Below are 8786 nucleotides of genomic sequence, written 5' to 3'. Positions count from 1 at the left end.
CAGCACCCAGGGGCCGCAGGCAATGCCCGCCGCCAGATATAAGGCAAAAGCCGTCACCGGCCCACGGTTAATCCAACCCGATGCCAGTGACATTAACAGTAATAGTCCGCCGGTGGCGGCGGTCCAGCCAAGAAATCCCATTGTTACTCCTTTTAAACTTGTTACCTGAAGTATGGACGCAAAAAGCGAAGCGGGAGAGATATCCTGTTGAAGTGGCGAGTTTTTAAACCAACAGTCGGTTATTAAGAGGGTTGGTGAGGAAAATCAGCTGGGGGAATGTCTGTTTCTGGAAACCACTGCCCTGTATTACGCATTCTGTGCCCCTGATCCCCGCAAAGATTGTCAGCAGGCAGTCAGAGGTATACTGTTAGCAGACTCATTTTTTCTCGCTGGCCAGTCTCTGCCGGCGATCCTCCGCTAAACCGAGGTTGTTTTGTCCAGTTATACGCCTAATCAACGTCCAAGACGTCTGCGCCAGACCCCGTCTCTTCGCGCCATGTTCCAGGAAACTTCACTGAGTCTCAACGATTTGGCTTTGCCGATCTTCGTTGAAGAAGGTCTTGATGACTATAAAGCCATTCAGGCGATGCCTGGCGTGATGCGCATTCCTGAAAAGCGTCTGGCCTATGAGATTGAACGTATTGCTAAGGCAGGTATCCGTTCAGTGATGACGTTTGGTATTTCGCATCATACCGACGCGGATGGCAGTGATTCCTGGCAGGAAAATGGCCTGGTGTCACGGATGTCGCGCATCTGCAAAGAGACCGTGCCGGAAATGATCGTAATGTCCGATACCTGTTTCTGTGAGTACACCACGCACGGTCACTGCGGTGTGTTGCACGATCATGGCGTAGATAACGATGCCACGCTGATCAACCTGGGCAAACAGGCTGTTGCTGCGGCTCAGGCTGGAGCCGATTTTATTGCCCCTTCTGCGGCAATGGACGGTCAGGTAGCTGCTATCCGTCACGCGCTTGATGCCGCCGGTTTCACTGACACCGCTATCATGTCTTACTCCACGAAGTTTGCTTCCTCTTTCTACGGCCCGTTCCGTGAAGCGGCAGGCACTTCGTTGAAGGGCGACCGTAAAACGTATCAGATGAACCCGATGAACCGCCGCGAAGCGCTGCGCGAGTCGTTAATCGACCAGGCCGAAGGTGCTGATGCACTGATGGTGAAACCTGCCGGGGCTTATCTGGATATTATCCGTGACGTCCGTGACCACACTGAACTGCCGCTGGCGGCGTATCAGGTGAGCGGCGAGTACGCGATGATCAAGTTTGCGGCTCAGGCTGGCGCAATCAGCGAGCGTGATGTGGTGCTGGAAAGCCTGGGCGCAATTAAGCGTGCCGGTGCCGATCTGATCTTCAGCTATTTCGCGCTGGATCTGGCTGAGAAAAAGCTGCTGTAGCCTGGCGTAAGAAATAAAAAACCGGCCACTGAGCCGGTTTTTTTACGTCTGCTGCGTGGGTTACACCACCACTTCAGCGATCCATTTCACCGATTTGATATTGGTGAAGTTATCCACGTCACCCACAATCTCATCCACATGACCGGCCATGCCTTTTTGCAGCGCTTCGGCTGAATGGCAGATCAAATGGCAGGCCGCGACATACGGCGCTGGCGATCCATCCGGTGCGGAGAGGATTTTGTCGATGCTGTAAGAGACCAGATAGTCGCCCATCCGCTCTTTGATCAGCGGCAGATGCACGTCGCGATAATAGTCATGATCAAAGTGGCCGTTTTCAGTAGTCGGATAAAGTACGCTGTATTTAATCAAACCTTCACCTCATTGAGTTTCCCCGGCACGCTTCCCGTACCGTTCTGTTCAGTATAGCGAGGATGCCAGCACGGCATTTAGCGCTTTGGAGTCATTGGGCTGGCTCACCTTCATCTGGGCGCTTAAGCCCCTCTTATCATGCTCCTTGCCTTCATCGGGTGAGGGCAGAAATCCTCTCCTCAGTGCTATGATTTTCTGCTCAGGCTTATTAGCATTCCCTGCGCTTTTTAGTGATTTGTCTGGATACAATGAATATTGCTAGCTAAAATGCTGCGCATTATCTTCTGGTGTTAACAAATTTCCTGCTATTACTGATGAATCTACTCAAAACACTCACCCGCTGGGCCCGAACGTTCTGGCCGCAGGCGGCATTGCCAGCCCGGAAAGAACGGTTTGCTGCGGCAATCGGTGCTGCCATCGCGTTGACGGGCACCAATTATTTATCCCACCTGATGCTTGGCGAAGCGAACCCATGGTTTATTGCACCTATGGGGGCTTCGGCAGTGCTGTTATTTGGTGTGCCTGCCAGTCCCTTAGCTCAGCCCTGGTCAATTATTGGCGGCAACCTGATTGCCTCGTTTATTGGTGTGGCCTGCGCCCAATGGATTGGGCATACCGATTTAGCGGGAGGGATAGCGGTTGGATTGACTATCAGCCTGATGTTCTCGTTACGCTGTTTACACCCACCAAGCGGTGCGGTAGCGCTGACGGCTGTGTTCGGCGGACCGGCGATTAGCCATCTTGGGTTCGGGTTTGTCCTCTATCCGGTGCTGATCAACTCCCTGTTTTTAACCGCAGTGGCGCTGGTGTTCAATAACGCATTGCGTCGCCGCTATCCCCACGCTGCCCCGGTAAAAACGACGACTGATACAACTCAGGTGATGCCAGCCCAACGGGTGGGTGTGAGTCGTGAGGATTTACACGCTGTCCTTGCTGAGCGCGGTGATTATCTTGATATCTATGAAGACGATTTGCAGGAGATTTTGTCTCAGGCGCAACAGCGGGCGCATCGTCGCCAGTCTGGGGATCTGCACTGATTTCTTCACCAGACCGTTAAAGTGACGAGGCCAGCGAAGCGATCAGGGCTCTGAGCCAACGCTGGGCTGATGACGCTTCGTTGCGGCGGTGCCAGATCAGATCGAAAGGCACTGTGGGTAAGTTCACCGGTGGCGTAAACATCAGTAACCGATCGGTGACTGATGACTGTTGAGCAACACGTTTCATCACGGTGGTCACCATATCTGTAGCGGCCACCACGGCCGGTGCGGCAAACATCTGTGGCAAGGTAAGTGCGCGACTGCGCTGTAATCCTTGCTGCGCCAACACCTGATCCACCAGACCATAACCATCGCCTTCCGGTGACACCAGCACATGACTCTGTCAGCAGAACGCACCGCAGTAGAAACGCTGTACCGCGCCTTCAATGAAAAAAATCCTGACTTGCTGGACAGGGTGGTCAGTGATGACTGGCAGGATATTCCCCTCGCACCAGGCCAGGGCCCGGGCGCAGCAGGACTTAAACCGATTATTCTGGGATTTATAGAAGCGCGACCGGATGTGCATATCCAGATTCATGAAGTGGTGCAAACGCCTGGCCGCATTGGCGTGCGTGCAGAGATCACCGGCACGCACCTCGGCAGTTTCATGGGGATCCCGGCGACAGGGAAGTCAGTGAATTTTGCCATCTTTGAATTCCATCATCTGTCCGGCGGGCGCATCACCCATACCTGGCATCTTGAGGACTGGTTTGGCTTATTTCGTCAGCTTGGGCAGTTTCCTCAATTGGGATAATTACGCGGAAAACTCTGTGCGGTAAAATAATAAACATTAATACAACGGGGTGAATCAATCCCCCCTCTAGCTGACCGGCGATTATTTCCACTTATTGCGTCGAAGTCGTTATCAACCTGTACGGGGGGCAGTTAATGCCTCAGACCACTCATCATGGTCACACCGCGAGCAACTGAGTGTGCCAGTTTCGGTCATTTTTTCTACGTGACCGCAGTGATTGCAAGCGTAAGTCCCTGCGGTGTGTATCTCAGTCAGACTCTGCCGGTGCTCAGGGGGTAATACCGAAAGACCAGGTCTGATGCATTCATTATCATAACAATAGACACTTAGCTGTCCGTCAACCTCTACAAGGGCAAGTCTTACCTGTCCCAGGTGCTCGATATTTTTCAGGCGTAATTCCATCAAAAATTCATTCGCGGAGATATTGAGTCTGTCCAGATTGTTAATAACGTAACGGCCTTCAGAAACCAGCGTAATCACCTCACCCTCGACAAGGCGAGCTATGAGCGGGAAGCGAGACATCGACCATGTCGTTGCACGGTAAAGTAAGAGTAGCACGACAAAAACCATGATCACGGGTAGCACAGGGACGTCATCATAAAAGGTGACATCACCGGAGGCCGATCCAAGCGTTAATATAATGACCACTTCAAACAAAGAAAGTTGCTGTACGCCACGTCTACCGGAGATTTTAAGAAAGGTAAAAACCACCACATACGCTATGCATACACGCACCGCGACTTCACCAAGAAAAGTCCATTCGAGATCGTTAAGGAGGAATTTATGCCAGTCTGAACTATTCATTTTCACTTTCCCAGTGAGGCCAGAGTGTTGACATTATAGTGGTAAATACATCGAAAACACTTGCCGACAGAGTACTCTTAAAACTTAACCCAAATCACAATATGTTTCTGGGACAGTGATGTGAATAATATTTCAATTTTTCCGACAGGTAGAAGGCGCACCTTATCTCATCTTTTATGCCAAAACAGCGTCAGGAAGCGCAGGAAGAGTAATCAACATTCTTAAATGAAATAGGGGGGGACATTTTAAATATCATTATCTTCGAACACGGAGATGACTGCGTTCACGATTCGTTCCGATTGCGATAAATCCTCAGGTATTGTTCGGCAGCTCTTTTTTTTACCAGGCAAACGTTAGCGGGGCAGCCTTAAGCGAGAAGCGGAGTTAAATCCGTTAATCATCACATCTGGCGGGTATTGTTTATTTTATTGATTTAAATAGGAAATAAATGAATTTAAAGGTTGCCAGACTCCCTTTTAGCGGATTTTTTTTCATAAACGGCAAAAATCTATAGACGACCGGTCGAATACTTGTTAGTTTTGCATCACGACATCCGTTGATGTTTATCACGGCAGGGAGCTTCTAACCGTAGGGAAGGGGAGCGACATGCTGGCTGCAAGAGGGATAGAAACGTCATCTCTTCGGCAACAGGCAGTGCAGAAACAACACCGTTGACCCGTCGATTTTTTTGATTCAATCAATATACGACCGGTCTAATATGAAATCGACATTCTGGAGAATGACAATGAAAATTTTGATGGTACTGACCTCTCACGACACCCTGGGCGACACCGGCCGTAAAACCGGCTTCTGGCTTGAAGAGCTGGCCGCGCCGTACTACGCCTTCAAAGATGCCGGAGCGGAAATCGTGCTGGCTTCACCTAAAGGCGGTAACCCGCCGCTGGATCCGAAAAGCAACGAGCCTGACTTCCAGACCGAATTCACCCACCGCTTTGAAGCGGATACCGACGCGATGGCTCAGCTGGCGACCACCGTTCGTCTGGACAGCGTGTCGCAGGCTGATTTCGACAGCGTATTTTATCCGGGCGGTCACGGTCCGCTGTGGGACCTGGCGGAAGATCAGCATTCGATTGCGCTGATTGAATCCTTCTTTGCCGCTGGCAAGAACGTGGCGTTTGTATGTCACGCACCGGGTGTACTGCGTCATGTTAAAACGCCGGAGGGTAAACCGCTGGTAGAGGGGCGTAAGGTCACCGGCTTCACCAACACTGAAGAAGAGGCGGTGGGCCTGACCCATGTCGTGCCGTTCCTGGTGGAAGACGAGCTGATTGCGAAGGGCGGTCTCTATTCTAAAGGCGCTGACTGGAGCTCGTATGTCGTGACCGACGGCCTGCTGATCACCGGCCAGAACCCGACTTCATCGGCAGAAACGGCGGAACAGTTGTTAAAACAGCTAGCCAGCTAAAACATCTGCGGTTATCTGAGCTGGGCAGAGTAGAAAACGCCCAGCCTTAATAGCCTGATTGAATCAAACCTTCTTAAAATAAGTGAGAAAATACATGTTAAGAAAATCAATCGTATCAGTGGCATTAGGGTTGGCTATGTCTGTGTCTGCCCAGTCATCTCTGGCCGCGCCGGTGAAAAACATCGTTTTGGTGCACGGTGCCTTCGTTGATGGCTCTGGGTGGGACCCGGTCGCCCGTATTCTGAATAAAGCGGGTTATAAGGTGTCAATTGTTCAGGAACCGCAAACCTCTTTAGCTGATGATGTCGCGGCGACCAGGCGCGTACTTAAGATGCAAAACGGTAAAACACTCCTTGTCGGGCACAGCTACGGGGGGATGATCATCAGCGAGGCGGGTAACGATCCCTCCGTGGCTGGTCTGGTATACATTGCGGCCATGCAACCCGATAAAGGGGACTCGCTGCTGAGTCTGGCAAAAAAATACCCACCTGCATCGCACTCCATTGCTGAAACGGAGGATCACTTTCTCTATCTGAAGCCGGAAGCGTTCCATGCTGACTTTGCCGCAGACTTACCGAGAAAAGAAACGGATCTTCTGGCGCAGTCTCAGGTTATGCCTTCGGTTGCGGCATTCAGCGCACCGGCAGGTGAACCGGCCTGGAAAAATAAGCCCAGCTGGGCCGTGGTAGCGACGGAGGATCGGGCTATCAACCCTGAGCTGGAACGCTTTATGGCCGGACGCGCCAACAGTAAAGTTACCGAACTGAAAGGTAACCATGCTCTGTACGCTTCCCAACCGGGCAAGATTGCGGCGGTCATTGAGGATGCTGCACAGGCCCTGTCACGCTGACAGCAAGATCGTTTCAGCCGATGAGATTATGTTACCTGAGCCCTAAAGTGATTAGGAAACTCACCCTGGGGCTCTTTATAGACGACTGGTCTAAATCTTGGTAAATTGACGAGATGAAAACAGCAACGCAACCACACAACCAGCAAGTCCGTGAACATATTCTTGCAACCGGCCAGCGTATTATGGCGGGCAAGGGGTTCTCGGCCGTCGGGCTTAAGGAAATTCTGGACGAGTCAGATGTCCCGAAAGGGTCTTTTTATTACTACTTTCCGTCAAAAGAAGATTTTGGCGTGGCCATGCTGGAACGTTACTTTACGGATTATTTGGCCGATCTTGACGAGACGCTGGCTCAGTCAGGCATCAGTCATGCCCAGAGGCTGATGAATTACTGGCAGAAATGGCGTGATACGCAGTCCTTTTATGACTGCCAGGGTAAGTGCCTCGCCGTTAAACTGGGCGCAGAGGTGGCTGACCTGTCAGATAAAATGCGTTTGACGCTGATGCGCGGTACGGCGGGCATTATTTCCCGGCTGGCGGATGCGCTGGAAGCTGCCGCCGCGGAAGGAACGTTAACGCTAGAGGATGAACCTGAAAAGGTCGCCGAAAGTCTCTATCAGCTTTGGCTCGGCGCCAGCGTGATGGTGAAAATTGTCCGTACAGCGACACCCTTTGATGCCGCGCTGAAAATGACCCGGCAGATTTTGCGTATCTCCCTACCAAACTGAGGGTTGTTTACACATGCCAGGAGGACCAATGTCAGACAAAGATTCCTATCCAAATGATGACGCTACAAAACAAATTCAACATAAACTGGTCTTACAAACGGGGACGGCCTGGAATGGACAATCCTGTGAAGGGTACCCAAAAGGCAAGCCACAAATATCAGTGATGCGGATGTCTTTACCTCCTCATAGTGAGTTGCCCTGGCACATCCATTCAATGCCTAATACAGCCTATGTCCTTTCCGGTCAGTTGACCATTGAAGACAAAGACACGGGGAATACCCATCGCGTTGAAGCGGGTGAAGCGGTTAATGAAACCGTAAACAGTGCACATCGAGGCTACACCAAAGAACAGCCAACAGAGCTCATCATTTTCTATGCTGGTGTAGAAGGCCAGGCGCTTTCTGAATCGCTGCCCGGGGAGGAGTCCGAATTTTGAATGACTGCCGCTCCGCACAAATTTACGGACTTTCGAAGAGGATTGGCGCGGTCACGACTCTCTGACGACCGGAAGATCCACGAAGCGGGTAGTATAAGCGGGCGACAGCATCTCACGCTTCATTGACCAGTCGCGCTGGATCCCCTGGCCGGCAAACCAGACGCGGCTACCGCTTTTTTTATTCAACGAATCCAGCACTTTCATCAATTCCTCACTGTTGGCTTTAGGCTGAAACTCATCGAACAGGTTCAGCTGCGCCACGCCCTGGTTGAAGAAGTCGCCAAGCATGATGCCGCCTTTCATATAGCGATGACCGGGCCGCCAGATCTTGTCCAGGCACTGAACGGCGGCGTGAATAATATCGCGGGTATCCTGAGTCGGCGTCAGCAGCTTAAAAGTGGCGGCGTTGGTGTAATAAGGATGATTGGGATCGTGCGGGCTGGTGCGGATAAAGGTGCCAATTTCCCGGCAGTATTGGTTCTCGCCGCGTAGTTTCTCAGCCCCACGGGCAGCATAGCTACAGATGGCTTCATGCATCTCCTGATACTCAGTGATACGGTGGCCGAACGAGCGTGAGCAGAGGATGTGTTGCTTAGTGGGGACTTCCTCCATCTCCAGACAGGCTTCACCACGCAGCTCCCGAACCGTGCGTTCCAGCACCACACCAAAATGCTTGCGGATCAGCGCCACCGGCGTATCAGCCAGCTGCAGCGCAGTTTCAATCCCCAATCCTTCCAGCTTTTTCGACAGGCGGCGGCCCACGCCCCAGACTTCTTCTACCGGCAGCAATTCCATCAGCTTACGCTGGCGGGCAGGTGAGGAGAGATCGAGAACATGGCCGGTTTTCGTCCATTTTTTGGCGGCAAAATTGGCCAGTTTGGCGAGGGTTTTGGTCTGCGCAATCCCGACACCCACTCTCAGGTGAGTATCCTGCCAGATCCTGTCGCGCACCTGGCGGCCAAATGTGTCCAGTG

At 52.0% G+C, this 8786-nt stretch carries 11 protein-coding genes and 1 pseudogene; 7 read left to right on the top strand and 5 right to left on the bottom strand.

The annotated features are described in order from the left end of the window. Window positions 1-141 (bottom strand): annotated as a pseudogene (locus WCC56_RS16350) (cation:proton antiporter); the annotation flags it as partial. A gap of 292 nt (window positions 142-433) precedes the next feature. Here WCC56_RS16350 and hemB point away from each other — a divergent pair. Then, window positions 434-1411 (top strand): porphobilinogen synthase, encoded by a 978-nt coding sequence (gene hemB / locus WCC56_RS16345; RefSeq protein WP_424693393.1) that lies wholly within the window; start codon window positions 434-436, stop codon window positions 1409-1411. A gap of 60 nt (window positions 1412-1471) precedes the next feature. On the opposite strand, the gene WCC56_RS16340 is transcribed toward hemB, so the two are convergent. Next, the gene (locus WCC56_RS16340) at window positions 1472-1780 is read right to left on the bottom strand and encodes an EthD family reductase (RefSeq protein ID WP_424693392.1); all 309 of its coding nucleotides are present in this window, start codon (window positions 1778-1780) and stop codon (window positions 1472-1474) included. A gap of 314 nt (window positions 1781-2094) precedes the next feature. Here WCC56_RS16340 and WCC56_RS16335 point away from each other — a divergent pair, with 314 nt between their 5' ends. Continuing rightward, window positions 2095-2817 (top strand): HPP family protein, encoded by a 723-nt coding sequence (locus WCC56_RS16335; RefSeq protein WP_424693391.1) that lies wholly within the window; start codon window positions 2095-2097, stop codon window positions 2815-2817. Window positions 2818-2833: 16 nt separating this feature from the next. On the opposite strand, the gene WCC56_RS16330 is transcribed toward WCC56_RS16335, so the two are convergent. Further along, window positions 2834-3151: a LysR substrate-binding domain-containing protein gene (locus WCC56_RS16330; RefSeq protein ID WP_424693390.1), complete on the bottom strand. Its 318-nt coding sequence runs from the start codon at window positions 3149-3151 to the stop codon at window positions 2834-2836. On the opposite strand from WCC56_RS16330, the gene WCC56_RS16325 reads away from it, so the two are divergent. Next, on the top strand, window positions 3152-3571 hold the full coding sequence (locus WCC56_RS16325) for an ester cyclase (protein ID WP_424693389.1): 420 nt from the start codon (window positions 3152-3154) through the stop codon (window positions 3569-3571). Between the two features lie 111 nt (window positions 3572-3682). On the opposite strand, the gene WCC56_RS16320 is transcribed toward WCC56_RS16325, so the two are convergent. Continuing rightward, the gene (locus WCC56_RS16320) at window positions 3683-4375 is read right to left on the bottom strand and encodes a YetF domain-containing protein (RefSeq protein ID WP_424693388.1); all 693 of its coding nucleotides are present in this window, start codon (window positions 4373-4375) and stop codon (window positions 3683-3685) included. Between the two features lie 745 nt (window positions 4376-5120). On the opposite strand from WCC56_RS16320, the gene WCC56_RS16315 reads away from it, so the two are divergent. The 4 genes from WCC56_RS16315 to WCC56_RS16300 all read left to right on the top strand — a co-directional run bounded on the left by WCC56_RS16315 (window position 5121) and on the right by WCC56_RS16300 (window position 7812). Continuing rightward, window positions 5121-5801: a type 1 glutamine amidotransferase domain-containing protein gene (locus tag WCC56_RS16315; RefSeq protein WP_424693387.1), complete on the top strand. Its 681-nt coding sequence runs from the start codon at window positions 5121-5123 to the stop codon at window positions 5799-5801. 136 nt (window positions 5802-5937) lie between these two features. Continuing rightward, on the top strand, window positions 5938-6651 hold the full coding sequence (locus tag WCC56_RS16310) for an alpha/beta fold hydrolase (protein ID WP_424693386.1): 714 nt from the start codon (window positions 5938-5940) through the stop codon (window positions 6649-6651). Between the two features lie 113 nt (window positions 6652-6764). Further along, a complete protein-coding gene (locus tag WCC56_RS16305; protein ID WP_424693385.1) occupies window positions 6765-7376 on the top strand; it encodes a TetR/AcrR family transcriptional regulator in 612 nt (203 codons plus the stop codon). A 28-nt stretch (window positions 7377-7404) separates the two neighbouring features. Then, window positions 7405-7812, top strand: coding sequence for a cupin domain-containing protein (locus tag WCC56_RS16300; protein ID WP_424693384.1), 408 nt, complete (start codon window positions 7405-7407; stop codon window positions 7810-7812). A 51-nt stretch (window positions 7813-7863) separates the two neighbouring features. On the opposite strand, the gene umuC is transcribed toward WCC56_RS16300, so the two are convergent. Then, window positions 7864-8786: translesion error-prone DNA polymerase V subunit UmuC (gene umuC, locus WCC56_RS16295; RefSeq protein WP_424693383.1), on the bottom strand; the 923-nt coding region annotated here is incomplete at its 5' end.

Source organism: Erwinia sp., from assembly GCF_049696395.1.
Lineage (GTDB): Bacteria > Pseudomonadota > Gammaproteobacteria > Enterobacterales > Enterobacteriaceae > Erwinia.
Note: the sequence above shows the minus strand (reverse complement) of the source record. Positions and strands in the feature narration are given on the sequence as shown.

Coding starts and splice junctions, on each gene's coding strand:
- WCC56_RS16335 (WP_424693391.1), top strand. CDS start 2,095: ATGAATCTACTCAAAACACTCACCCGCTGGGCCCGAACGTTCTGGCCG.
- WCC56_RS16325 (WP_424693389.1), top strand. CDS start 3,152: ATGACTCTGTCAGCAGAACGCACCGCAGTAGAAACGCTGTACCGCGCC.
- WCC56_RS16320 (WP_424693388.1), bottom strand. CDS start 4,375: ATGAATAGTTCAGACTGGCATAAATTCCTCCTTAACGATCTCGAATGG.
- WCC56_RS16315 (WP_424693387.1), top strand. CDS start 5,121: ATGAAAATTTTGATGGTACTGACCTCTCACGACACCCTGGGCGACACC.
- WCC56_RS16310 (WP_424693386.1), top strand. CDS start 5,938: ATGTCTGTGTCTGCCCAGTCATCTCTGGCCGCGCCGGTGAAAAACATC.
- WCC56_RS16305 (WP_424693385.1), top strand. CDS start 6,765: ATGAAAACAGCAACGCAACCACACAACCAGCAAGTCCGTGAACATATT.
- WCC56_RS16300 (WP_424693384.1), top strand. CDS start 7,405: ATGTCAGACAAAGATTCCTATCCAAATGATGACGCTACAAAACAAATT.